23 protein-coding genes and 1 riboswitch are annotated in these 24,485 nt (G+C 66.2%); of the genes, 8 read left to right on the top strand and 15 right to left on the bottom strand.

Going from position 1 to position 24,485, the window contains the following annotated elements; translation table 11 throughout:
* Positions 1–66 precede the first annotated feature (66 nt).
* The 10 genes from VM621_RS16570 to VM621_RS16525 form a co-directional block, all read right to left on the bottom strand.
* Positions 67–936 carry a cobalamin-binding protein gene (locus VM621_RS16570; RefSeq protein ID WP_325470060.1) on the bottom strand — a complete coding sequence of 290 codons (870 nt, stop codon included), beginning with the start codon at positions 934–936 and terminating at the stop codon, positions 67–69.
* Positions 933–1,721, bottom strand: a complete 789-nt coding sequence (locus VM621_RS16565; protein WP_325470059.1) for an ABC transporter ATP-binding protein — start codon at positions 1,719–1,721, stop codon at positions 933–935. The genes VM621_RS16570 and VM621_RS16565 overlap by 4 nt, the downstream gene beginning before the upstream one ends.
* Positions 1,718–2,746, bottom strand: a complete 1,029-nt coding sequence (locus VM621_RS16560) for an iron ABC transporter permease (protein ID WP_325470058.1) — start codon at positions 2,744–2,746, stop codon at positions 1,718–1,720. The genes VM621_RS16565 and VM621_RS16560 overlap by 4 nt, the downstream gene beginning before the upstream one ends.
* Entirely contained in the window at positions 2,743–3,873 is a 1,131-nt protein-coding gene (locus VM621_RS16555) for a Fic family protein (RefSeq protein ID WP_325470057.1), read from the bottom strand. The genes VM621_RS16560 and VM621_RS16555 overlap by 4 nt, the downstream gene beginning before the upstream one ends.
* A gap of 78 nt (positions 3,874–3,951) precedes the next feature.
* On the bottom strand, positions 3,952–4,863 hold the full coding sequence (gene mmsB, locus VM621_RS16550) for a 3-hydroxyisobutyrate dehydrogenase (protein ID WP_325470056.1): 912 nt from the start codon (positions 4,861–4,863) through the stop codon (positions 3,952–3,954).
* Positions 4,860–6,017 carry an enoyl-CoA hydratase/isomerase family protein gene (locus VM621_RS16545; protein WP_325470055.1) on the bottom strand — a complete coding sequence of 386 codons (1,158 nt, stop codon included), beginning with the start codon at positions 6,015–6,017 and terminating at the stop codon, positions 4,860–4,862. The genes mmsB and VM621_RS16545 overlap by 4 nt, the downstream gene beginning before the upstream one ends.
* Positions 6,014–6,808, bottom strand: coding sequence for an enoyl-CoA hydratase (locus VM621_RS16540; protein ID WP_325470054.1), 795 nt, complete (start codon positions 6,806–6,808; stop codon positions 6,014–6,016). Before VM621_RS16540 ends, VM621_RS16545 begins: the two co-directional genes overlap by 4 nt.
* On the bottom strand, positions 6,805–7,953 hold the full coding sequence (locus tag VM621_RS16535) for an acyl-CoA dehydrogenase family protein (RefSeq protein WP_325470053.1): 1,149 nt from the start codon (positions 7,951–7,953) through the stop codon (positions 6,805–6,807). Before VM621_RS16535 ends, VM621_RS16540 begins: the two co-directional genes overlap by 4 nt.
* Positions 7,950–9,473 carry a CoA-acylating methylmalonate-semialdehyde dehydrogenase gene (locus VM621_RS16530; protein WP_325470052.1) on the bottom strand — a complete coding sequence of 508 codons (1,524 nt, stop codon included), beginning with the start codon at positions 9,471–9,473 and terminating at the stop codon, positions 7,950–7,952. The genes VM621_RS16535 and VM621_RS16530 overlap by 4 nt, the downstream gene beginning before the upstream one ends.
* A 122-nt stretch (positions 9,474–9,595) precedes the next feature.
* Positions 9,596–9,816: riboswitch (cobalamin riboswitch) on the bottom strand.
* 40 nt (positions 9,817–9,856) lie between these two features.
* A complete protein-coding gene (locus VM621_RS16525) occupies positions 9,857–10,840 on the bottom strand; it encodes an aldo/keto reductase (protein WP_325470051.1) in 984 nt (327 codons plus the stop codon).
* Between the two features lie 168 nt (positions 10,841–11,008).
* On the opposite strand from VM621_RS16525, the gene VM621_RS16520 reads away from it, so the two are divergent.
* Entirely contained in the window at positions 11,009–11,905 is an 897-nt protein-coding gene (locus VM621_RS16520) for a LysR family transcriptional regulator (RefSeq protein WP_325470050.1), read from the top strand.
* A 207-nt stretch (positions 11,906–12,112) separates the two neighbouring features.
* On the opposite strand, the gene VM621_RS16515 is transcribed toward VM621_RS16520, so the two are convergent.
* Both VM621_RS16515 and VM621_RS16510 read right to left on the bottom strand, forming a co-directional pair.
* A complete protein-coding gene (locus VM621_RS16515) occupies positions 12,113–13,432 on the bottom strand; it encodes a sorbosone dehydrogenase family protein (RefSeq protein WP_325470049.1) in 1,320 nt (439 codons plus the stop codon).
* The gene (locus tag VM621_RS16510; RefSeq protein WP_325470048.1) at positions 13,425–13,868 is read right to left on the bottom strand and encodes a DUF2231 domain-containing protein; all 444 of its coding nucleotides are present in this window, start codon (positions 13,866–13,868) and stop codon (positions 13,425–13,427) included. The genes VM621_RS16515 and VM621_RS16510 overlap by 8 nt, the downstream gene beginning before the upstream one ends.
* Positions 13,869–13,971: 103 nt before the next feature.
* Between VM621_RS16510 and VM621_RS16505 the strand changes: the two genes are divergently transcribed.
* The 5 genes from VM621_RS16505 to VM621_RS16485 all read left to right on the top strand — a co-directional run bounded on the left by VM621_RS16505 (position 13,972) and on the right by VM621_RS16485 (position 18,357).
* The gene (locus VM621_RS16505; RefSeq protein WP_325470047.1) at positions 13,972–14,496 is read left to right on the top strand and encodes a DUF2127 domain-containing protein; all 525 of its coding nucleotides are present in this window, start codon (positions 13,972–13,974) and stop codon (positions 14,494–14,496) included.
* Positions 14,497–14,618: 122 nt separating this feature from the next.
* Positions 14,619–15,269 carry a DUF3348 domain-containing protein gene (locus VM621_RS16500; RefSeq protein WP_325470046.1) on the top strand — a complete coding sequence of 217 codons (651 nt, stop codon included), beginning with the start codon at positions 14,619–14,621 and terminating at the stop codon, positions 15,267–15,269.
* Positions 15,270–15,279: 10 nt separating this feature from the next.
* Positions 15,280–17,343, top strand: coding sequence for a DUF802 domain-containing protein (locus tag VM621_RS16495; RefSeq protein ID WP_325470045.1), 2,064 nt, complete (start codon positions 15,280–15,282; stop codon positions 17,341–17,343).
* On the top strand, positions 17,340–17,990 hold the full coding sequence (locus VM621_RS16490) for an OmpA family protein (protein ID WP_325470044.1): 651 nt from the start codon (positions 17,340–17,342) through the stop codon (positions 17,988–17,990). The genes VM621_RS16495 and VM621_RS16490 overlap by 4 nt, the downstream gene beginning before the upstream one ends.
* Positions 17,980–18,357, top strand: a complete 378-nt coding sequence (locus VM621_RS16485; RefSeq protein WP_414674557.1) for a DUF2894 domain-containing protein — start codon at positions 17,980–17,982, stop codon at positions 18,355–18,357. Before VM621_RS16490 ends, VM621_RS16485 begins: the two co-directional genes overlap by 11 nt.
* Before the next feature lie 6 nt (positions 18,358–18,363).
* Here the strand turns inward: VM621_RS16485 and VM621_RS16480 are convergent, their stop codons facing one another.
* Positions 18,364–19,992, bottom strand: a complete 1,629-nt coding sequence (locus VM621_RS16480) for an alpha/beta hydrolase (protein WP_414674556.1) — start codon at positions 19,990–19,992, stop codon at positions 18,364–18,366.
* A gap of 326 nt (positions 19,993–20,318) precedes the next feature.
* Between VM621_RS16480 and VM621_RS16475 the strand changes: the two genes are divergently transcribed.
* The gene (locus VM621_RS16475; RefSeq protein WP_325470043.1) at positions 20,319–21,965 is read left to right on the top strand and encodes a glycoside hydrolase family 30 protein; all 1,647 of its coding nucleotides are present in this window, start codon (positions 20,319–20,321) and stop codon (positions 21,963–21,965) included.
* 78 nt (positions 21,966–22,043) lie between these two features.
* Here VM621_RS16475 and VM621_RS16470 read toward each other — a convergent pair whose 3' ends face one another.
* Positions 22,044–22,445: a hypothetical protein gene (locus tag VM621_RS16470; protein WP_325470042.1), complete on the bottom strand. Its 402-nt coding sequence runs from the start codon at positions 22,443–22,445 to the stop codon at positions 22,044–22,046.
* 371 nt (positions 22,446–22,816) lie between these two features.
* On the opposite strand from VM621_RS16470, the gene VM621_RS16465 reads away from it, so the two are divergent.
* On the top strand, positions 22,817–23,941 hold the full coding sequence (locus tag VM621_RS16465) for a J domain-containing protein (protein WP_325470041.1): 1,125 nt from the start codon (positions 22,817–22,819) through the stop codon (positions 23,939–23,941).
* A gap of 65 nt (positions 23,942–24,006) precedes the next feature.
* Here the strand turns inward: VM621_RS16465 and VM621_RS16460 are convergent, their stop codons facing one another.
* Positions 24,007–24,441, bottom strand: coding sequence for a DUF3617 domain-containing protein (locus VM621_RS16460; protein ID WP_325470040.1), 435 nt, complete (start codon positions 24,439–24,441; stop codon positions 24,007–24,009).
* Positions 24,442–24,485: the final 44 nt, after the last annotated feature.

Genomic DNA, 24,485 nt, shown 5'->3' with positions numbered 1-24,485 from the left:
CGTCGTAAGGATTCTAGGGAGCGAAACGTGACGGCGACCGCAAGGCCCGGGCGGCGCCGTGACGGCTCAGTGCCTGCCTCTGTCGCGGGCCTCGTCCAGCGCATGGCAGAGCCGGTCCACACTGCCCAGGATCGACGGCGAGGGCAGCGCCAGGGTCGGTGCGTCGATCGCGATCACGTTGTCGTGCTTCACGGCACTCAGGAAGCCGCTCCGGCGCCAGCCGGCCAGGGCGTCGTGGCCACCGTCGCCACCGACGATCACATCCGGGTTGCGGGCCAGCACGGCCTCGCGCGTGACGGTGGGCGCGGCCTGGGCGAGATCGCCGAAGATGTTGTCACCGCCGCACAGATCCAGCGCATCGTCGATGATCTGGGCATGGCCGATGGTCATCAGGGGTCGGTCCCATATCTGGTAGAAGACTTTCAGCCGCGTCTTGCCCGCGTAGCTGTCACGCAGGCGTGCCAGCGCGGCGTCGAACGCGGCGGCATTCCTCTCGGCTTGATCCTGCGTCCCGGCCAGTACGCCGAAGCGCCGGGTCGCCGGGGCGACGTCGGCAAGCCGTGTCGTTTCGGAATAGAAGATCGGGATGCCGAGCCGGCTGAGCTTTTCCACCTGCGCCGCAGGCGTTCCGCTGCGCCAGACGACGATGATGTCCGGCTTGAGGCCAACGATCCGCTCCAAGTCGATCATCGTCGCATCGCCGACGATGGCTACCTTCTTCGCCTCGGCCGGGTGGTCGCTGAAGCGCGACGTTCCGACCACGTAGGCGCCAGCGCCGGCGGCGAAGAGGGCATCGGTGATGTTCGGCGCCAGACTGACGATGCGGCGCGCCGGCGCCTTCAGGGTGAGCGTGCGACCCGCGTCGTCGGTGACGGTGACGCTGGCGCCGGCGATACCCGTCACGAGAAGAGCGAGCAGGGCGAGGCAACGAATCATGGGGCGTTTCCGTTGAGGCGTCCGGCGCGGAAAAACCGCTCGCCGTCGAGCGTTACGCCGTGGATGGGATGGTGAAAAGCGGCGGACAGGTGCTCGCTGGTGATCACGGCGTCCTTCAGGCCGGCGAGCGCGCCACCGTTGCCATCCAGCAGGACAGCGTGCGTCGCATGCTGGAAGGCCAGGTTGATATCGTGCACCGTATACACCACGGACTTTCCGTCGCGGGCCGCGGTGCGCAGCAACTCGTGCAAGGTCTTCATCTGGTGATGCAGGTCCAGTGAGGACAACGGCTCGTCGAGCAGCATCACCTCGACATCCTGGGTGAATAGCGCGGCGATGTTCACGCGCTGGCGTTCGCCGCCCGACAGCGTCGTGACATCGCGTTCCGCGAGGGCTTCCAGCTCGAAGGTACGCAACGCATGCTGCGCCGGCGCCAGGTCCTCGTCGCCCCACGCCCAGAACGGCAGACGGGGATGTCGCGCGGCGATCACGGCCTCCATCACGGTAAGGCTGAAGGCATCGACGATCGATTGCGGCAGGAAACCGCGCAGGCGCGCCAGTTCGATCGGCCGGTAGGCGTGGATGTCGCGCCCGCCCAGGGTGACCCGCCCCAGTTCGGGCTCGCGCAGGCCGGCGAGGGTGCGCAGCAAGGTCGACTTGCCGGCGCCGTTCGGGCCCAGCACGCACCACACCTGGCCGGGCTCGACGCGCATGCTCAGTTCGCGCACGAGCAGGCGGTCGCGGACGGAAAGGCTGATTGCTTCGGTGGCGAGGACGCAGCTCATCGGCGCTTCACCAGCAGGAACATGAATGTCGGCACGCCGATCACCGCCATCACCGCGCCCACCGGTAGCTGGATGGGATCGGCGACTATGCGCGAGATGGTGTCGGCCACGACGACGACGATGCCGCCGCCGATCGCGCATGCGGGAATCAGTACGCGCTGGTCGTTGCCGATGACGCGCCGCAAGGCATGTGGCACCACCAGCCCGACAAAGCCCACGGTGCCCGCGGTGGTCACCGCCACGGCCGTCGCCAGCGAGGCGATGACGAAGATCGCGGATTTCACCACGTTGGGCCGGACACCGAGCGCGCTGGCCGATTCCTCGCCGCGACCGAGCAGGTTGAGTTGCCGGCCGAGGGGAACGACGCCCAGCACACCCAGCAGCAGAGCGACGACGGGCAACCACGGGTTGGCCACGCCGCTGAGGTCGCCCATCATCCAGAACAGCATGCCGCGCAGGTTCTTGTCCGGTGCGAGCACCAGCATCATGCTGACGATGGCACCGAAGCCCGAGGCCAGCATCACGCCGATCAGGATCAGGTCGGTCGAATCTTCGCGCTGCGCCGCGCGTTGCCTGGAGAGAAGGTCGCGATGGCCCAGTACGAACACGGCCACGCAGGCGAGCAACGCGCCGGAGGCCGCGCCCATCGCGGTGAGCACCGCGCCCAGGCCGCCGAGCATCGCGCCGAGCGCACCCACGGAGGCGCCGCCGGAAAGGCCCAGCGTGTAGGGGTCGGCGAGCGGGTTGCGTACGAGGATCTGCATCAGGCAGCCCGACATCGCCAGTAGGCCGCCGACGCCATAGGCGGCGATGGAGCGGGGCAGGCGCAGTTCCCAGATGATCGAATGCATCGGTGAGTCGACCGAAGAAACCAGGCCCTGCCAGGATGCCGCCAGTGTCGAGTCGCCGCCGCCGAGCAGGACGGAGGCGAGCACGGCGACCATCGCCACGCACAGCATGCCGAACCAGAGGCGAACCGCGGAGCCGAAGGTCGCCATGCGCGGCGTTTTCGTCGTCGTCCTCATGGCCAGTCGATCTCGTAGCGGGTGCTGCGGCCACCACCGGGAAGCCGTCGCAGGAGCCCTTTTTCCATGAGGTCGCCCAGGTGGCGCGTGGCGGTGGCCTTGGAGACCTTCGCGATGGCCTGGTATCGGGACGCGTTGATCCCTTCGCCGACACCGCGCTCGCCGCCGTCGAGCAGGCGATTGATCACTTTTCGCTGCTCCGTCGAGAGAGCGTCTTCCGCATGCGCGCGCCAGAAGCGCGCCTTGCCGAGCACGCGTTCGATGCGCGACATCGCCTGCTCGAGGCTGTCGAGCAGGGTTTGTAGAAACCACGACAGCCAGGCGGTGATGTCGAGATCGCCCTTCCGGCCTTGTTCGAGCACGCGGTAATAGCCGGCGCGGTCGGCGAGGATGCTGGCGGACATCGTGTAGAAACGGATCGCCTGGCGCTCCGCCTGGGCCAGGGCCAGATCGGTGATGGCGCGCGCGAGTCGTCCGTTGCCGTCGTCGAAGGGATGCAGCGCGGCGAACCAGAAGTGCGCGATCCCGGCGCGCAGCAGCGGATCGAGTGTCCCGGTTGTCGCGCTCTTCTCGAACCAGGCGAGAAAGGCGTCGACCTGCGCATCCAGGCCATGGCGTGGCGGTGCCTTGAAATGCACGGTGGGTTTATCGACGCGACCGGATACGACCTGCACCGGTGCCTCGCCGCGGAGTTCTCCAACGCGCATGCGCACGGGCAGCAGGGTTTCGCGGATCGGGAACAGTAAGCGATGCCAGTGAAACAGGCGCTCGCGATCGAGCCGCTGCGCGTAGTGTCGGGTGGCGTCCAGCATCAACTCGGCCATGCCTTCGCTGCGCGGCGTGCGCCGTCCGTCGGCGTCGTCGTCCAGGCCGAGATGGCGTGCCAGGGAGGAGCGCACGGAGGCCGTGTCGAGCTGTTCGCCCTCCATGGCGCAAGACGCGACGATGTTCTGCACGAGGGCGTCCCGTTCCGTCTCGAGGCCGGCTTCGGCACCCGCCGAGCCGATGGCGCCCAGCAAGCGGCCCTGGGCGAGCTGGCAGGCCCGCAGGAGAACGGCCAGGCGCCCGTCCTGCCAGCGAAAGGCCGGCCAGTCAGGGTGCTGCCATATCCATTGAGGATCGGTCATGTCGCTTCCCGTCGCCGCTGAGCCGAATCGTCACGCTATTCGGCTCACTAAATGAGCCGAATATACGCCTTAATCGGCTCACCCGCCATCCGTCGACACTCGGCCGTTCCTCGTCAGCAGCTTCACGACGCTGGAGAAATCCAGCCCGCCGTTGCCGGCCTGGCCGTTCATCGCATAAAGATTGCGCGCCAGTTCGCCGAGGGGAATGGACGCGCCCACGCCCATCGCCGCCTCGGCCGCCAGGCCGAGATCCTTGAGCATGAGGTCGTTGCCGAAGCCGCCGGTGTAGCCGCGCGAGGCGGGAGCGTTCTCAAGCACGCCGGGCCAGGGATTGCAGACCTCGGTCGCCCAGCTGCGGGCGGTGCTCACGGCCATCATCTGCGACAGCACGGCGGGATCCAGACCGTGCGCCACGCCGAGCGCGATGGCTTCGCCGGTCACCGCCATGATGACGCCGAGCGCCATGTTGTTGCACAGCTTGGCCACCTGGCCGGCACCGCTGGCGCCGACATGGAAGATGTTCCTGCCCATGGCGGAAAGGATGGGTCGCGCGCGTTCCAGTGTGTCGCTCTCGCCGCCGACGATGAAGGTGAGTGTGCCGGCGGCCGCGCCCGCGGTGCCGCCGGACACCGGCGCGTCGATCATCGCCAGGCCGCGTTCGCCGGCAGCCGTCGCCACTTTCTTCGCGGACGCCGGAGCGATCGTGCTGCAATCGATCGCCAGCGCCCCAGCGGCGATATGCCGGAGCAGGCCGGACTCACCAAGATACAGCCCCTCGACATGGCGACTGGCCGGCAGCATCGAGATCACCACCTCCGCGTCGCGCACCGCCTCGACCGCCGTGCCTGCCGCCGTCGCACCGTGGGATGCGGCGTGCGCTACCGCGTCGGCAGACAGGTCGAAAACATGCAGCGTGTGTCCGGCCTTGAGCAGGTTGGCGGCCATCGGGCCGCCCATGTTGCCCAGGCCGATGAAAGCAATGCGGCTCATCGTTGACGCCTCGCTGCCTTGTCGGTACCCAGGTCACGCAACGGATGCTCACCGGCGCTCCAGGGTTCGATGAAGAAAGGTGCCGCCCATGCCGGCGTCGCCTCGGCCAGCGTCGCCGGCCGCCACCGCGGCGTGCGGTCCTTGTCGATCAGAAGGGCGCGGATGCCTTCGGCAAAATCGCCATGCGCGGCGCAATGCAGGGAAACCACGTACTCCATGCGGAACGTGTCGGCCAGCGAGAGTCCGGCGACGCGCTGCTGTAGCGCGAACGACAGCCGCGCCGAACCCGGCGCGCCGGCGTCGAGGGTCTGTCGTGCCGTGACCAGCCACGCATCGTCGCCGGGCATGGTCCGGATCGCCGCAATCACGGCGTCCATGTCGTCGTGCGCGCACGCGACCGCGATCGCCGGGCCATGGTCCTGCAGCGGACCCGGCGTGGGCGGGATGGCGAAGCGTTCCAGCACCTCCGTGAGCACGCCGTGGTTGGCCTGGTTGTCGTCGGACCACGCGGCAAGTCGCATGGCGGTATCGAGCGCCTCGCGACTCGCTGCGGGGAGCTGTATGTCGGCAAGGCCGGCGTGGATCGCGTCGCCGCCGTTCAGTGGTGCGCCGGTCAAGGCGAGAAAGATGCCTGCGTGATCCGGCACGCGATGCAGCAGGAAGCTTCCGCCGACATCCGGATAGAGGCCGATGGCGATCTCCGGAAACGCGAGCCGCGAGCGCTCGGTGACCACGCGGTGGCTCGCGCCGGCCATCAGTCCGATGCCACCGCCCATCACGATGCCATGGCCCCAGCAAAGGATCGGTTTCGGATAGGTATGGATCAGGTAATCGAGCCGGTACTCCACCGAGAAGAAGTCGCTGGCGTAGCGGTTGTCGCGTACATCGCCGCTGCGCAAGGCCTCATAGTCGCGCATGGCGTGGTAAAGGCTATGCAGATCGCCGCCTGCGCAGAATGCTTTCTCGCCGGCGCCTTGCAGCACGACCACGGCCACGGTGTCGTCGTCGGCCCATGCACGTAACCGCTCGTCGAGCCGTCGCGCCATCTCCAGCGAAAGGCCGTTGAGCGTCTTCGGCGCGTTGAGCGTCGCGACGCCCATGCGCCTGCCACCCTCGGTGACACGCTCTTCGAAAAGAACCGGTGCGTCGCTCATGCGTTCTTCCATGTCGGTGCACGCTTCTCGAGGAAGGCAAGGACACCTTCCTTCTGGTCGTCGCTATCGAACAGGTCGACGAAGGCCTCGCGCTCGCTGACCAGGGCGGTGGCATGGCTCTGGGTACGCGTGGCCTGGACCAGGCGCTTGCATGCCGCGACGCTGGTCGGGCTCTGTTTGCCCGCTTGCCTCGCCCAGGCGATGGCGCGGGCGCGCGATTCACCTTTCGGCACCACTTCTTCGACCAAGCCGATGCGCTGCGCCGTGGCCGCATCCACCCGCTCGCCAAGCAGGATCATCCGTTTGGCCCAGCCTTCGCCGACGAGGCGGGCGAGGTTCTGCGTACCACCCGCGCACGGCAGCAGGCCGACGCCGGCTTCGGGCAAGGCCAGCTGCGCCTGTGCTTCGGCGATGCGCAGATCGCAGGCCAGGGCGCACTCGAGACCGCCACCCATGGCGTAGCCGTTGATCGCGGCGATGCTCACACCACGGAAGGCGGAGAGCGCTTCGAACGCCTCGCCGAAGCGCCGCGCCGCCTCTCGTGCCACGGCCTTGTCCCCATCGGCGAACTGCTTGAGGTCGGCGCCCGCCGAGAAGAACTTCTCGCCCTCGCCGGTGACGACCAGCGCGTAGATGTCGCGATTGGCGTCGAGGTCGTGGACGAGGTTGCGCAGCGCGACGAGGCTGTCGCGGGTCCAGGCGTTGGCCGGCGCGTTGGATAGCGTCACCACGGCCACGTGGCCGTCGATCTCCAGCGTAAGCCCGGTGTAGCGCGTCGCGGTGTCGCTCATCGCAGTTCCTCTTCGGTATTGAGCAGGTGACGCGCGATGATAACGCGCATGATTTCGTTGGTGCCTTCGAGGATCTGGTGCACGCGCGAATCGCGCAGCAGCCGCTCGATCGGGTACTCGCGGATGTAGCCGTAGCCGCCATGGATCTGCAGGGCATCGTTGCAGATGGCGAAACCGGCATCCGTGGCGAAACGCTTGGCCATCGCGCACCAGACGGTGGCATCGCTGTCGCCGGCATCCAGTTTGCGTGCCGCCGTGTGCACCATCTGTCGCGCCGCGACCAGTTGCGTGGCCATGTCCGCCAGCTTGAACTGCAGGGCCTGGAATTCCCCCAGCTTCTTGCCGAACTGCCTGCGCTCGCCCATGTAGCGGCGCGCCGCGTCCAGCGCGCCCTGCGCGGCGCCCAGCGAGCACGCGGCGATGTTGATGCGGCCACCATCGAGCCCCTTCATCGCAATCTGGAAGCCTTCGCCTTCGGCGCCAAGCCGATGCGTGGCCGGAATCCGCACACCGTCGAAGCTCACGCTGCGCGTGGGTTGGCTGTGCCAGCCCAGCTTCTCCTCGTTGCGTCCGTAGCCGATGCCTTGCGAACAGGCCGGAACGGCAAAGGCGCTGATCCCGCGCGAGCCGCTGTCCGCCGTGCGTGCCATGACAACCAGCATGTCCGTGGCGCCGGCGCCCGAGATAAACGCCTTGCTGCCGCTGATCACGTAGGAGTCGCCATCGCGCTCGGCGCGGGTCGTCAGCGAACCGGCATCCGAACCCGCGCCGGGCTCGGTGAGACAATAGGAGGCGAGCTTGCTGCCGCTGGCGAGCGCCGGGCCCCAGGTATCGCGTACGGGCGGTGTCGCATGCGCGGTCAACATCCATGTCGCCATGTTGTGGATGCTGATGAAGGCCGCCGTCGAAGGATCGACCGCGGCGAGCTCTTCGAAGACGATCGCCGCGTCGAGGCGGGTAAGTCCCGTGCCACCGGCCTGCTCGTCGACATACAGCCCGCAGAAGCCAAGCTCGCCGGCCTTGCCGATCGCCTGGCGCGGGAACTCGCTCTCCGCATCCCAGCGTGCCGCGTGCGGTGCGAGCTCCGCCAGGGCGAATGCATGTGCGGCATCGCGAAAGGCCAGCTGTTCGTCGCTGGCCATCATTTGAGGCTGATGGTGGTGTTGACGCCCGCATGCAGCGTGTCGTCGTCGAACCAGCGCTGTGTCACCGTCTTGGTCTGGGTGTAGAACATGACGACCTGCTTGCCGTAAGGGCCGAGATCGCCCAGCTTCGAGGCACGCGAGCCGGTGAACGAGAACAGCGGCACCGGCACCGGAATGGGTACGTTGATACCCACCTGGCCCACGTCGATGTCTTCCTGGAAGCGCCGTGCGGCGGCGCCGGACTGGGTGAACACGGCGGTGCCGTTGCCGTTCGGGTTGGCGTTGACCAGGTCGATCGCGTCGTCGAGCGAATCGGCGGCGAGGATCACCAGCACCGGCCCGAAGATCTCTTCGTCGTAGATCCGCATGCCCGGGCGCACGCCCGAAAAGATGGTCGGGCCGACGAAGTTGCCTTGTTCGAAGCCAGGAACATGCGGCTTGCGGCCATCGAGTTCGAGGGTGGCGCCTTGCTCCACACCCGAGGCGATGAAACCTTCCACACGCTCGCGCGCCGCGCGGGAAATCAACGGCCCCACATCGGTGCCGGCCGCGTTCCCCGCGCCGACTTTCAGCGTCTTCGCTTTCGCCACGAGGTCGGGGATCCAGGACTGTGCCTCGCCGACCAGTACCGCCGTCGACGCCGCCATGCAGCGTTGTCCCGCCGCACCGAACGCCGCGCCGGCCAGCGCATTGAGGGTCTGTTCCTTGTTGGCGTCGGGAAGCACCACGGCGTGGTTCTTCGCGCCCATCATGCACTGCACACGCTTACCGGCCTGCGATGCGCGATGGTAGACGTGCGTGCCGACACGGGTGGAGCCGACGAACGACACCGCCTCGATGTCGGCGTGATCGCAGATCGCGTTGACCACCTCTTCGCCACCGTGGACGACATTGAGCACACCGTCCGAGATGCCCGCCTCGAGCGCCAGCTCGACCAGGCGCATCGTCACCATCGGATCCTGCTCGGACGGCTTCAGTACGAAGGTGTTGCCGGTGGCGATCGCCATCGGGAACATCCATAGCGGAATCATTGCCGGGAAATTGAAGGGCGTGATGCCGGCGCAGACACCGATCGGTTGCAGGAGCGTATAGGTGTCGACGCCGCCCGCCACGTTGTTGGCCAGCTCGCCCAGTTGCAGGTTGCCGATGGCGGCGGCGTGCTCGACCACTTCCAGTCCGCGGAACACGTCGCCTTCGGCATCGGGAAGCGTCTTGCCCTGCTCGGCGCTGAGCAGCGCGGCAAGCTCGCCCATATGTTCGCGAATCAGCTGCTGGTACTTGAGGAAGATGCGCGCGCGGACGCCGATGGGCGTCTTGCGCCAGGTCTTGAAGGCGCGCGCGGCCGCGCCCACGGCGGCATCCACCTCGGCGGTGGTGGCGAACGGGACGCGCGCGAGCACCGCCTGCGTGGCCGGATTGACCACCTCGCGCCATCGGCTCGATCGGGATTCGACGAAAACACCGTCGATCAGCAACTTAACGGTCGCGACCTCGGTCGCTACTGAGTCCAGCTTGTTCATGGTCCTGCTCCGTACGCTCACCCGCGGATGGGTGCTGCGGAGCAGACAAGGGGACGCGGAGCAGCGGACGGCCGCGCCGTATCAGCCCGTCCGGTTGCCCGCCGCAACACCCGAGAAGGCGCCCGAAGGCACCTGCACAGGCCGGTCTCCGGGCTTGCGAGCGATGCGTAGCGCACCACCCCGACACCTTCCCGCGCTACGCGCAGTGGTCTCTTCGTCGGGTGTTCTCGCCTACCGTTGCGGGGGCAGCGCCGGCATGGGATCTCGCGATCCGCACCGGCTTCCCGTTTCACCCTGCGCGCCGCGTGAGCGGCGACAGGACACCTGTGATCTCCCGAGTGTAGCCGCGCGGTGGAACCGCTCAAGCTGCAGTGCGGTAGAACTCAGCGACCGACCAGGGCCTGGAGGTGCGCGGGGTAACGTTCGCCCTGCAACGGAATCCTCGACACCGAGTCGTGGATTTCGCGCAGGTCGTCGGCACTGAGCGCCACGTCGGCCGCGCCGAGGTTCTCCTCCAGCCTGTGCAGCTTGGTCGTCCCGGGGATCGGCGCGATCCAGGGCTTCTGGTGCAACAGCCAGGCGAGGGCGATCTGTGCCGGGGTGACATGTTTTGCCGCGGCGATTCCACCGAGCCGTTCGACGAGCGCCTGGTTGGCCTTGCGCGATTCCGCCGAGAAGCGTGGCACGCTGTTGCGGAAGTCCTTGCTGTCGAAGCTCGTATCCGCGTCGATCTTGCCGGTCAGGAAGCCTTTGCCCAAGGGGCTGAACGGCACGAAGCCGATGCCGAGTTCTTCCAGGGTGGGGATGACCTCGGCCTCCGGTTCTCGCCAGAACAACGAGTACTCGCTTTGCAGGGCGGCGACCGGCTGCACGGCATGGGCGCGGCGAATCGTCTGCACGCCCGCCTCGGAGAGGCCGAAGTGCTTCACCTTACCCTCGGCGATCAGGTCCTTGACCGCGCCCGCCACGTCTTCGATCGGCACCGAGGGGTCGACACGATGCTGGTAGAACAGGTCGATCACGTCGGTACGAAGCCGCTTCAGCGAGGCCTCGGCAACCGCCTTGACGTGCTCCGGGCGGCTGTTGAGCGCGCCTTGCACGCCACCGACGTCGAAGCCGAACTTGGTCGCGATGACGACCCGGTCGCGGAAGGGGGCGAGCGCTTCGCCGACCACTTCCTCGTTGGTGAAAGGACCATAGACTTCGGCGGTATCGAAAAAAGTCACCCCGCGCTCCACCGCCGCGCGGATCAGGGCGATGGCCGGTTCGCGTTCCGTGGCGGGGCCGTAGCCGAAGCTCAGTCCCATGCAGCCCAGGCCAATGGCGGAGACTTCGAGGCCGGTGGATCCAAGTTTGCGTGTCTGCATGACATTTCCTCTTCGAGACGACCAATCTAGGGACCACCCGCCCGCGCGACTAGACGGCGGAAACGGCTTGGTCTTATAGCTGGAATTCATCAATCGATCGTTTCATGCGCGGTGGCGGAGCTTGGGTGCTACTGTTTCACGGCCACTCATGAGCAGGGTTCACGTGTCATGCGCAAGGATCTCCACGATCTCGTCGCCTTCCTTGCCGTTGCCCGGGAGGGCAGTTTCACCCGAGCGGCCGCGAAACTGGACACCACCCAGTCCGCCTTGAGCCATACCATCCGCAAGCTCGAAGGCCGCCTCGGCGTGCGCCTGCTGGCCCGTACGACGCGCAGCGTCTCGACGACCGAAGCCGGGCAGCGGCTGGTCACCCGCATCGGCCCGATGTTCGACGATATCGAAACGGAGCTGTCCGGGCTGAGTTCCTTCCGCGAGAAACCGGCTGGCGCGATTCGCATCAGCACCTCGGTACACGCGGTGGAAGCCGTGCTCCAGCCGATGCTGGCGACCTTCCTGCCGAACTACCCGGACATCCAGGTGGAAATATCGGCCAACAACGAGTTGGTCGACATCGTCGCCGATCGCTACGACTTCGGTATCCGCCTGGGCGAGCAGGTCGGCAACGGCATGATCGCGGTCCGCATCGGGCCCGATTTCCGTATGGTCGTGGTGGCCGCGCCGACATACTTCGAACATCGGCGCAAACCGGCCCTGCCGCAGGACCTCACCGCGCACAACTGCATCAACATTCGCCTGCCCACCTACGGCACGCTGTTTCCCTGGGAGTTCGAGAAGGACGGCCGCGAGATCAAGGTCCGCGTCGAAGGGCAGCTGACCTTCAACAGCACGGCGCACATCCTGCGTGCGGCCCAGGACGGGCTGGGCATCGCGTGGGTCCCGGAAGACATGGCCGCGCCACACCTCGCCACGGGCGAGCTGGTGACCGTCCTGGAGGACTGGTGCGCTCCGTTCCCCGGCTACCACCTCTACTACCCCAACCGGCGGCACATGTCTTCGGCGTTTAGCTTGTTCGTCGACGCGCTGCGCTACCGCGGATTGGCGTAGTCTTGCATCGGGCGCAGGACACGCGCGGTAACCCTGACTGAGGAGGCGATATGAGCAAGGGTCTGGATTCAAAGAAGAGCGACAAGAAAAAACCGGCCAAGACCATGAAAGAAAAGAAGGCCGCGAAGGAAGAAAAGAAAAAGAACGTCAGGTAAGCCTGGTGTATGTGGGAGCCGAAGCGGCTCCCACATGCGTTCTGCCGTTCGGTCAGTGGGTCGCGGAAGTCACCCGCCACACCGTGTCGCCGACATCGTCGGCAACCAGGAGCGCGCCTTCCTTGTCCTGCACCAGGCCGACCGGGGCGCCGAACAGCTGTTTCTCGTCCTTCGAGTAGAAACCGCTCACCACGGACACCGGCTTGCCGACCGGCGTACCGTCCTTGAAGGCCACGAAGACCACCTCGTAACCGCTCAGCGGCGAGCGATCCCAGCTGCCGTGCTCGCCGATGAAGGCGCCGCCCTGAAAGGTCGCCGGCAACGCATTGCTGGCCGACATCAACAGGCCCAGCGGGGCGACATGCGAACCGATCGCGTAGTCCGGCTTGATCGCCTTGGCGACCATGTCGGGACGCTGCGGCTTGACACGGGTGTCCACGTTCTGGCCGTAGTAGCTATAGGGCCAGCCGTAGAAGGCACCCTCGTGCACCGAGGTCATGTAATCGGGCACGAGATCGGCGCCGATTTCGTCGCGCTCGTTCACGATGGCCCACAGCTTGCCGGTCGTCGGCTCCCACTGCAGGCCTGTCGGATTGCGCAGGCCCGAGGCGTAGATGCGGCTCGCCCCCGTGGCAACGTCCACCTCGAGGATGTCCGCGCGGCGATATTCCACAGCCAGGCCGTTCTCGGTGATATTGCTGTTCGACCCCACGCCCACGTACAGCTTGCTGCCGTCAGGGCTGGCCAGGAGCGACTTGGTCCAGTGGTGATTGATCGTGTTCGGCAGGTCCGTGAAGCCGACGCCGGGCACTTTTATCTCGGTCTCGCCGGTCACGTAGGGGAACCTCACGATGCCATCGGTATTGGCGACATAAAGCGAATTGCCGATCAGTTGCACGCCAAAGGGCGAGTTGAGGTTCTCGATGAAGACATGTTTTTCCCATTCGCCGCTCGCGCCGGCCTTCCTGCGCAGCAGGGTGATCCGGTTGCCGCCCTTGCCACCCTTGCCGGACTGATTTTTCACCATGCCGGCGATCAGCTGCTTGGGTGTCGTGACCGGTTCGCTTCCCGGGCTATTGGATTCGACCACCAGCACGTCGTCGTTCGGCAGGACATAAAGCTGGCGCGGGTGCATCAGCCCGGTGGCGATGGCATCGATCTTCAGGCCCGGCGCGACGGTCGGGGTCTGGCCCGGTTTCCAGCCCGCCTTGTCGGGGACCTGCATGGGCGGCAGGAGGAAGCGTTGGGCCGTGGGCAGCGGCGGATTGCTTCCCGACTGCTGGTCCGGTTGGAACGAAGCCTTCTCGTCGCATCCACCGAGGACAGCCACACAGGCCACGGCGAGCACGCTGCGGTAGCGGATCTTATTCATGGGCGAGGTTCCCGGGAGCGGTCGGCTGCACGGCGATCACGATATGGGCGACGGCCAGCAGCAGGACCGTGAGGGCCGAGAGCCAGACACCGGCCGGAACCACCGAATACGCGTCGCGGCTGTGCACGAAGGCATTGACCACCGCGACGACGATGGCGAGCAGGTTCAGCCAGAAATCCAGGCGCTCGGCGGCTACCGCGGTGCGCCGCGAGGTGACCCACACCTGCACGAGGTTGACCACGCGCGGGATGACCGCGAACACCAGGCCGATGGCGATCAGCCATGCGGCCGCCTTCATCCAGAGCATTTCGCCGGTTTTCGCGTAGACGATGTCGAAGATCAGCGCGGCGACGAAGAAGCCGAAGGGAATGGGGTTGAGGAGGCCGTAGATGGCGTTGGCCACGACGGAGCGGCGCGGAGCGGCACGGTAGCTCATGGGCGACTGCTCGATAGGAGGGGCGGGGACGGGCCCGCGGGCTGACGCTGCAAGCTAAGCCAGCCCTTGTCGAGACTATGTCTGGGAGCGGTAAGATCGTTCCATGGCCCCTGCAAGCACTTCGAACGATCCGGATGAGACCCCCCACTACCCCGCCGGACTGCGCATCATCGCGGTCTACAAGGCGGTGAAGACCATTGGGCTGATCATCATCGCCATCGCCGCGTTCCGGCTGGACCGCCAGGACAGCTTTCATCATCTGGTCCAGTGGCTGGAGCATCTGCAGCTGACCGACAGCAACGACATGCGCTGGAGCCTCGTGCACCTGCTCGAGAGCATGGGCCCGGCCAAGTTCGTCGCGGTCGGCATCGTCGCCCTCGTCTACGCGGCCATCTTCGCTACCGAAGGCATCGGCCTGTGGATGCGCAAGTACTGGGCCGAGTGGTTCACCGTCATTGCCACCGGCTCGCTGGTCCCTGTGGAACTCTACGAGTGCATCGAGCGCTTCAGCTGGCTCAAGCTGGCGATCCTGGTGGCCAACGTCCTGATCGTGATCTACCTGGTCCGCGTGGCGATGCGCCCGCGCGAGGGCCATGGCGCCCCCGCAGCCCATTCTCAGGGCTCGTGATATCGCCTTTCAGGGGAAACAGTGCGGTTAGCGTTCGCGTGTAAAATGGTCGTCTTTTAGCCGGCAGAACCGTGCACGCAGCACCTCAACGGTCGACGGTCCGGGGCCCCGCGTTCATTCGCATGCTCACCCGCCTCACCGACGTCGACGCCCCACAATCCGGCGCCTCGCTTCCGGACCGGTTGAGCCACTGGCTCGACTGGAAGCAGGCGATCGCCTTGTCCACGGCCCTCGACGGCAAGCCCGCCGAGCCGGCCGACGACCTGCCTGCCTTCGGGCAGGCCGCGGAGGACGAATACCTGCGCTCGCGTGAGGCCCTGGTCCAGGCCATCGCGAACGACCGGGCCTTCGTGACCGCCGGGCAGCGCGAGGCGCAGGGCATGCCGAGCCTTGATGCCGCGAACGACTACGCGCCGCTCCGCCAGCGTTATATCGCCCTGCAGAGAAAGATCCAGGCCACCACAGGCAGCCTGAGAGGCGACCTGCGCGACATGCTCGCCCAGGCGTCCCCCGGGATGGCCCGGCTGGCGGAGGTGGATGCGGTGATGGAGATGGCGTTGAGTCCGCGCGAGCAGTCCCTGCTGAGCAAGCTGCCCACGCTGCTGGGCGAGTACTTCGACAGCCTGCGCCAGCGCGCGCAAACCAACGGCGCCGACCCGTCCGCCGCCTGGCTGGACGGGTTTCGCAAAGACATGCAGAGCGTATTGCTCGCCGAACTGGACGTTCGTTTTCAACCGGTCGAAGGGCTGCTCGCAGCGCTTCGTGCCAGCTAACTGGAAAGTCATGTTCAGAAATTTTCTCAACCTTGCGGTGTTCGTCGTCGGCCTCGTCGCCGTGTGCTGGATCGGCGTGGGCTATGTCGGCTCGAATCCGCTGGGCGCTGCCGTCGCGCTCTTGATCGGCGCCTGCTACCTCGCCGGCGCGCTCGAGCTGCATCGTTATCGCCAGGCGACCGGAACCCTCAAGCAAGCCGTCGCGGAGCTGCCGGCTGCGCCGTCGAGTCTCGGCAGCTTCCTCGAGCGCCTTCACCCGAGCCTGCGCCATGCCGTGCGCCTGCGCGTCGAAGGCGAGCGCGTGGCCTTGCCTGCACCTTCACTCACGCCCTATCTGGTCGGCCTCCTGGTGCTGTTGGGCATGCTCGGCACGCTGCTGGGCATGATGGCGACGCTGCGCGGCACGGGGCTGGCGCTGGAAAGCGCCACGGACCTTCAGGCGATTCGTGGGTCGCTGGCCGCGCCGGTGAAGGGTCTGGGCTTTGCCTTCGGCACCTCCATCGCCGGCGTCGCCACCTCGGCGATGCTGGGACTGCTGTCGGCCCTTTGTCGCCGCGAGCGGCTGGAAGCGGTGCAGTCGCTGGACGTCAAGATCGCAAGCACACTGCGCATCTACTCGCAGGCCCATCAGCGCGAGGAATCATTCAGGCTCCTGCAGCGGCAGACCGACGCGATGCCGGCCTTGATCGATCGCCTGCAGGGCATGATGGCGGGTATCGAGCAGCAGAACCGTGAGGCGAGCGAGCGCCAGCGCGCCAGCCAGGAGGCCTTCCACGCCTCGACCGGCGAGATCTATGCAAAGCTCGCATCCTCCGTCGAGCAGTCGCTGAAAGACAGCGTGACCGAAAGCGCGCGCGCCGCGAGCGCTGCGTTCCAGCCGGTCGTGGCATCGACGATGGCGGCCCTCGCCCGCGAGACGGCGGTATTGCATGACACCGTCACGCAGGCCGTGCAGCAGCAGCTCGAAGGCCTGTCCACCGCGTTCGCATCCAGCACGACGGCCGTCGCCGGGATCTGGAACGGGGCCGTCGCCGCGCAGCAGGTGTCGAACGAGGCGCTGGTGCAGGATCTACGCACGTCGCAACAGCGTTTCGCCGAGACCTTCGAGCAGCGTTCCCTCACCTTGCTCGACGGCGTCGCCGCGAGACTCGATACGACGGCCGGCCACGTCGCCGATGCCTGGGCCGCCGCCCTGGCGAAGCAGGCCACGGCGAACGAGGGCCTGGCCACGCGCAACGAACAGGCCCTCATGGCCGCGTCCGCAGCCTTCGAAAACCATGCGTCGTCGCTGCAGGCAAAGCTGCAGGCGCGCGACGAGGAACGCCTGGCAACCTGGACCGAATCGCTCGCCGCGATGGTTTCCGCGCTGAACGCCCATTGGCAGGAGGCCGGAAACGACGTCGCCACCCGCCAGCAGGATATCTGCGACGCGCTGGCACGCACGGCAGCGGACATCGCCACGCAGACCCAGGCCCACGCCAGCGAAACCATTGCCGAGATTTCCCGTCTCGTCGACGCGGCATCGGAAGCACCGAAGGCCGCCGCCGCGATCGTCGCCGAGCTGCGCCAGAAGCTCTCCGACAGCATGGTTCGCGACACCGCCATGCTCGAGGAACGCAGTCGTCTCCTCGCCACGCTCGAGACCTTGCTGGATGCGGTGAACCACGCCTCCACCGAGCAACGCGTCGCCGTGGACGCACTGGTCACCACCTCGGCGGATCTGCTGGAGCGGGTGAGCACGCGTTTCACCGACCACATCGAAACCGAGACCGGCAAGCTCGAGGCGGTCGGCACGCAGATCGCCGGCAGCGCGACGGACGTGGCGAGCCTGGGCGAAGCCTTCAGCAGCGGCGTGCAGCTGTTCGGCCAGTCCAACGAGGCGCTGATGGAGCGCTTGCAGATCATCGCCACCGCGCTGGACAACTCGCTGGCCCGGAGCGACGAGCAGCTTGCCTATTATGTCGCGCAGGCAAGGGAAGTCGTTGACCTCAGCATGCTCTCGCAGAAGCAGATCATCGAAGAGATGCAGCACCTCGCGCGACACCGTGCCGCCGCCGGGACGGAAACCGCATGAGCGACGACATCGAGTTCGAAGGCGAATCGGTCGCGCCGATCTGGGCCGCCTTTGGCGATCTCATGTCGGTCCTGCTCGGCGCCTTCGTCCTCATCCTGGTCGGCGTGATCGGTGTCCAGTTACAGCTCTCGCACCGGCTCGACGAGGAAGTGAAGCAGCGACAGGCCGAGGCGCAGCGCCGCATGACGCTGGAACAGGCGCTGGCCGCACCGTTGGCGGCCGGCCGGGTCACCCTGGTCGACGGCCGTATCGGCATTCGCGGCAGCGTGCTGTTCGCGCTCAACTCCGATCAGTTGCAGCCCGAAGGGCGTGTGGTCCTAAAGAGCCTCGCCGGCCCGCTGTCCAATTACCTGACCGCCCGCGACGACGTGCTCATGGTCAGTGGTTTCACCGACGACCAGCAGGTGCACGACGGCAACCGGCACTTCGCCGACAACTGGGAGCTTTCCGCGCAGCGCGCGCTCACCGTGACCCGTGCCTTGATCGCGGACGGTGTTCCTGCGTCGTCGGTTTTCGCGGCCGCGTTCGGTTCGGAGCAACCCGTGAGCGCGAATGACAGCGACGAAGGGCGCGCAAAGAACCGCCGCGTGGAGATCGCGCCCATTTCGAAGCCGTCATCGACCGGTCCGGCACCCCATGCGCCGTGATCGTGGGCCGCTCGGCCGGATCGCGGACGAGCTCACTGCGCGCTCGGCGTCGTTTCCCGAGCTGGCGGCGCTCGACCATTTCCAGAAACTCTGGTCGCGCATGCGCACCGAGAGCCAGTTGCGCCAGTCGCTGGCGCACGCCCCCGAGAACGCCGGCCCGCTCAACTCCAGCGCACTGGTTCACCGGTCGATCGCCCTGATGCGCGATCTGTCGCCGGGTTACCTCCAGCACTTCGTTTCCTATGTCGACGACCTGTCGTCGCTCGAACAGCTCGGCCACGGCGCGGCCGCCGCGCCGCGCGATGTTCCGCAGGCCGCTACGATCGGCAAGCGCCCCCGCGCGAAGGCGCGTTCGCGCCGCGAGTAACGCGTATCAGTGCGCTTCGGCCGCCTTGGGCTGTGCCGGGAATGCGCTTCCGCGCGCCACGACGTACATCTGCCTGCTCATTTCCTTGAGCAGCGCGTTCGGATCGTCGCCCTTGGCGTACAGGTCCATGTGTGCCTTGTTGGGCAGGAAGCGGATATCCGACCTCGCATGCAGCCCGTCGAGCACGGCCTTGAGCTTGTGCACGGCGCCATCGAGGTACCAGCTGTCTTCCGTGCCGACGACGATGTGAATCTTGCCGTCGAGGTCCGGGGCGAGCGTCGGCCAGTTGAGGCGGATGTACCGTGCAATATCGTAGTGCTCGATCCAATAGGCCTGCACCTGCGGATCGACCTGACCGGAGAAGCGATCGAACAGCAGCATGGGTGTGCCATTGACGTTCCTCGGCGAGAACACCCATTCGTACGACGAAACCTGCCCGCCGTAAGGGCCGAGGACACGTTCGAGTCGCGCCGCATCGGCGAAGGAGCCTTCGCCGTGGAAATGCACGCGGCTGATCGGCCACGGCTCGCCGTCCGGACGGTGATAGAAGTTGGCGTTGTGAGCGTAGATATCCACGCCGGAGAAGTCGTGAAAGTCGACGGGATCGGGCGAGGTCGACCAGGTGCCGCCGAATAGCTTCGGGTACTGCGTCTGCAGCCACAGCGTGGCCCAGCCGCCGGAGGAATGTCCGGTGAGGAGGCGACCCGAGGGCTTCGCATCCATGCGGTACTTCGCTTCCAGCTCGGGGATGAGCTCCTGGGTCAGCGCATCTCCCCAGGGACCGTTGTTCACCGAGTTGGCAAATTCCGTCGTACCGGTGGCACTCGACTGGTCCAGGAACACCCAGATCATCGGGGGCATCTCGCCCTTGCGCATCGCCAGATGCACGGTGACCACGTCGTCGACGAGGCTGTCCTTGTCGCCGCCGTAGGCATGGGTGACATAGACCGTGGGATAGCGTTCGCCATCGCCGGTATCGTAATCCGGCGGCAGCAGGACCCATCCACGCATGTGGATCGGGCGCCCGGTGAACGTCGACAGCAGGCGACTGGTGATATCCAGCGGGCGTGTGTCGCGGCGCGCCTCGGTGGCGTCGGCCCGTATGTCCGGCGTCTCCCAGTCCAGCTTCCACGGATCGGGATGCGATCGCATCGCGACCAACGGCAGGGTCGTCGGGAGCAATAGCGGCAAGCGAACGCTGACGACCGGGCTGACCAGGTCGCCGGTGTCACGGCCGCTGTAGTTGTAGCTGTGGTCCTGGTCCAGTACGGCCTGCATCAGGTACTCGCCGGACGGCAGTTGCGAAAAGCCTTCGGGAAAGGCGATCGCGTCCGTATCGATTTCGGCGGTCTGTCCCGGCGCGAGCCGCTGGATTTCGCGTGCCGCCACCGCGGTGCGCTTGGGATGCCACGGGTCGGCGTCGACCTGGGTCACCTTGCCGTGTTTCTCCTGGCCCCTCGCGTTGCTGGCCAGTGTCGCAAAGATCAGCAGGCGGCCGGAGACGGCGTGCGCGGCGGCGCCATCGAGCTTCACCATGAGGATGGGCGGCGTATGCGAAGCTCTCCAGCGCAATGCGACGACGCTGCCGAACAGGCCGACGGCGATCAGGGCTGCTATCAGGATGGCATTGCGCATCGTAACGATCTCTCATGGTTCGGACGGTCCCTTGTCCGGAGGGAAGATCGTAATACCGAAGCCGCCCGCATGCCCGAGCAGTGTCTCGATATCGTCCCAGGGGAGCGGGGCCAGTACCCATCGTCGGCCTTCACGCAGGAAGCTACGAAGGCTTCGAAACCTGCCGGCGCGGACGACGATACAGCGAGCATCTTCGTTTTCGCCCGTGACGGGACGGTGAGCCTGGTGCGGGTACCTGAAAGGTTCGCTATGCTGAGTCGACATACGTAGCGTAACGAGAGTCCGGAAGCGTCGTGATTGAAGTGAGCGGCACAGCGAACGAAAGGATGTGTGGTCGCTCCAACCGCGTGGCTGGCGGTTTTATCGTCCTGATCGTGCTGATCACGCTGGCAGCCATCGAGGCGCCGCGCTTCGTAGCCCCCTTCAGGGCAGCGAGAAGCGCGTTGCCGGCGCCACAGATCATGCCTTCCGTCGAGCTCTGGCTCAGCACCGCCGATCACAAGCTCAAGCTCGCGCCGCAGCCCGATATCGCCATGAGCGCGCAAGGCTCGGCATCCGCCGACGTGACGATCGATCCGAAGGCCAGGTATCAGACCATCACCGGTTTCGGCGCGGCCATGACCGATTCCTCGGCCTGGCTTCTCCACACCAAGTTGAACGATCGGCAGCGCGACGACGTGTTGCGCGAGCTGTATGGACCGCCGCCCAACCTCAACTTCAATATGACAAGGTTGACGATCGGCTCGTCCGATTTCTCGTTGAACGTGTATACGCTGGACGATATTCCTTTCGGCAAGACCGATCCGCAGCTGAAACACTTCAATATCGCGTCCAATCTGCAGGACGTGATACCCGTGATGCGCGAAGTCCTCGCCGTGAATCCCGGCATGCTCACCATCGCTTCGCCCTGGGGCGCGCCGGCGTGGATGCGGACGACACAGAACCTGCTCGGCGGCGAGCTGCTGGAGCAGTTCGAGAGCACGTACGCGGACTACCTCGTCAAGTATCTCGACGCGTACCGCAGCCACGGCATTCCGATCTTCGCCCTGACCTTGCAGAACGAGCCGGCTTACGCGCCGATCAGCTACCCCGGCATGACCATGGGGGCGAAAACACGCGCGAGGCTGGTTTCGGAGTATCTGGGGCCGAAGCTGGCCGCCCGCAAACCGAGAACCGGCATCCTGGAATGGGATCACAACTGGACCCCGGTGGAAGAACCCCTGAACGTGCTGGCCGATCCCGACGCGGCTCGTTATATCGATGGCGTGGCCTGGCACTGCTATGGCGGCAGCCAGCACGAACAAGGGCGCGTGCATCGCGCGCACCCCGACAAGGATGCCTACATCACCGAGTGCACCGGCGGCGACTGGCCCCTGTACATCAACGGCGAGTTGCTCTGGTTCACCCGCAACCTCCTGGTTACCGGGATCAGGCAGTGGGCTCGCGGTGTGGTCTATTGGAACCTGGCGCTCGACGAGAACCATGGACCGCATTTCGGCGGCTGCTCGGCCTGCAAAGGCGTCATCACGATCGATTCGGAGACGGGCGCGGTGACTCGCAACGACGAGTACTACGCCCTGGCGCACTTCAGTCGCTTCGTCGAGCCCGGGGCGTTCCGGGTGAACTCCACCGATACCGATGTCGGCGACAAGGGTGTCGCCAATGTGGCCTTCCAGAACGAAACCGACGGATCGATCGTGCTGGTGATGGTGAACCTCAACAAGGACGAGCGTCGCGTGTCGGTCGCGGACGGGCGCAATCGCTTCGGCTACACGATGCCGGCGGAGAGCGTCGGCACCTTCGTCTGGCATCCGGACCTAGCCGGGCTGTGGATTCGGCGCGCCCAGCGCTGGCTGAGTGGGGCGAGTGTCCCGCCGCATGTCGAGGAACTCATCCAGCCGGCTATCGAGCTGTCGCGCTGGGCGGTCTGGGCGCTTCCGTCAACCTATTTCTCCAAGGGCATCGGGGCGTAGCCGACTGCGCGCGCAGGCGGCGCACACCTCCCCTGCGCGCAGGGGAGGTTTTTCCCGAGCAGGCATGCTGCCGATGGATCAGTGCCAGATGCCCTTGATCTTCGACACCGTGAGGCCGTTGATGAGGCAATGGTTCGGATTGTTCGGGAGCGCATCGAGGACCACGTTGCCACCGAGGTTGATCGCCGTGGACGCCTGGGCGACGCCGCGGTTGGGCCCCCACACGCGCGTGCCATCGGTGGCTATCAGTTGCTGCACCTTGGCGGGGGTATCGCTGATGCCCGCGCAGAGCACCGAGACGCCGTGGAGCTTGCCGTTGCTGTCGCTGTCTTCCTTGTCGTAGTTGGCGTCCGTGTTGGCCGCGCCGCTGCGAACCAGAAGCCAGCCTTTCGGTGCCGGGTCGCCATTGCGCGCCAGGGCGGGGCACGACAGGCCCAACAGGCAGGCGACGAGCGCGGCGGTGATGATCGTGTTCTTCATGGGAATTCCTCGATGTCGTCTCTTGCGTGGCCATGGACGGCAGGCACGTTCTCCGCCGGGCGATGGCTGGCCGACGCGATGGCCATGCGCCCGCCGTCACGATCACTCTCGCGAGGGGCGCGACCTATCGGTCGAACGCTGAGAAACCATCGGCAACATGCTGATTACGGTTTTCGCCGATGACGACAGCCTTGGGGGATGGCCTCGAAGCACTACTCGCGATGTGCCGGGACCGCGGGTGCCGTGCTCTCGTTGGGATCGGGCCACTACGTGTTGACGGGCCCGGTCATCGGCGAGGCAACGGGGCCGTTGTGAGCGATGTGGCGTAAAATGACCTCACGTGTCTCCGTGCTCTGTGAGGAAATGGCTCCGTGGCAAAGAAAGCCCTCACCGCGATGGGTATGGCGAGCCATGGCATCGTGCAGGCGCCGTCGAAGGGACAGGCGTCTTTCAGCACCCTGGTCGGAAAGATCGAGAAGCGACGTGCCACGCTAGCCGAGTGGGAGGCGTTCGACGCCATCTTTCGGCGGAGATACAACGACGAGCTCTCGCCGCTTCGACAGCGCTTCGATGCGACGCGCGCGCAACTGGTCCGCCGTCTCGATCGATCGCACGACATCAAGAGCCTTACAAGGCCCGAGCGTCAGACGATCGCGGAACTGATCGGCCACATCGCCGGCGATCTGCTTGCCTCCGTCGACGATCCGGCGATCGCAGAGATCTACCGCCGTTACAACGCTTCGCTTGACGGGGCGGGGTCGGCCGCGTTCCGGGATGCGCGCGACGCGGCGCCAGGCACGCCAGACGCCGACGTTCAGGCCGAGGCCGCTCCCGGCTCAGCGGAGGACGTGCTCAGGCATGTGCAGGAGCACTTCGAACAGCAGGATGAGCGCGAGCGCATGCATCGGGAAGCACGGGAGGCGTACCACGCCAGGCGCAAGAAGAAGCCAAAGCGTGATGCGGCCGAAGAGCGCGCGCGGGCCGAGGAGGCGGAGACCCACCTGTCGATCCGCGAGGTCTACCGCAAGCTGGCCAGCGTGCTTCATCCCGATCGTGAGCCCGATCCCGTGGAACGCGAACGAAAGGCTGCGCTGATGCAGCGGGTGAACCAGGCCTATGCCAGCAAGAGTCTGCTCGACCTGCTGGAGCTTCAGCTGGAGCTGGAACACATCGATCGGGCTCAGCTGGACAACGTCGGCGAGGATAGGCTCGAGCGCTGGAATACGATCCTCAAGGAGCAACTTCGCCGGCTCGATCGGGAGCTTGTCGACATCGAGGTTGGCTACCGGGCCAGGTGCGGAATGAGTGCTTCGCTCGCGGTGTCCCCGAAAACCGTGAAGCGCGCGCTGACCGCGGGTATCACCTCACTACGCGATGCCGTTCGGACCTTCGAACAGGATCTCCGTGCATTCGACGACGTGAATCGACTGAAGTTGTGGTTGAAGGATATGAAGAGGGAGCTGGCCGCGCAGGGATCGGACGACACGGCGTTCTAGCGAGCGGTGGCGTCCTGGGCGCGAAGCGCTCCCAATACACTGGAGCCGCGTCAGCCGCCGTCTCGTTAATCTTGCGGACTGGTGCAGGCGGCGTAACGGTCGCCCTCCACCTGCGTAACCTCGCCGCGGCCTTCGGCCGTGACGCTGCCCGTGTAGTGCTTGGCGCTGTCGAAATCCACACGCGCCGAAGCCGCCGGGGCCGCCTTGCAGGTGAGCTTCCACGCCAGCGAGGTACTGCGGCGTTGCTGGTCCGTGGCGGTGCACTCGCCCTCCGCTGGCGTCCACGCGGCGAACGTGGTCCACGGATCGGCGCCTTCATCCACGCAATGCCAGTGCACTTCCGGTGCACCTGCCTTGCCGTGGGCCACATGCCGCACCTGGATCTTCCACAGCCCGGGCATGGCGCCGAAGTCACCGGCATCGGCGTGGACAGGTGCGGCCGCCGTCATGGCCAGAGTCATTACTCCGATCCCCAGGCTGGGCAGGGAAAGCTTCATCATCATCTGACTCCTTGCAAACACGAAACCCTGCCCGCGTTCGCGGG

Source organism: Luteibacter sp., from assembly GCF_035539195.1.
GTDB lineage: Bacteria > Pseudomonadota > Gammaproteobacteria > Xanthomonadales > Rhodanobacteraceae > Luteibacter.
This window is presented reverse-complemented; position numbering and strand designations above follow the sequence as displayed.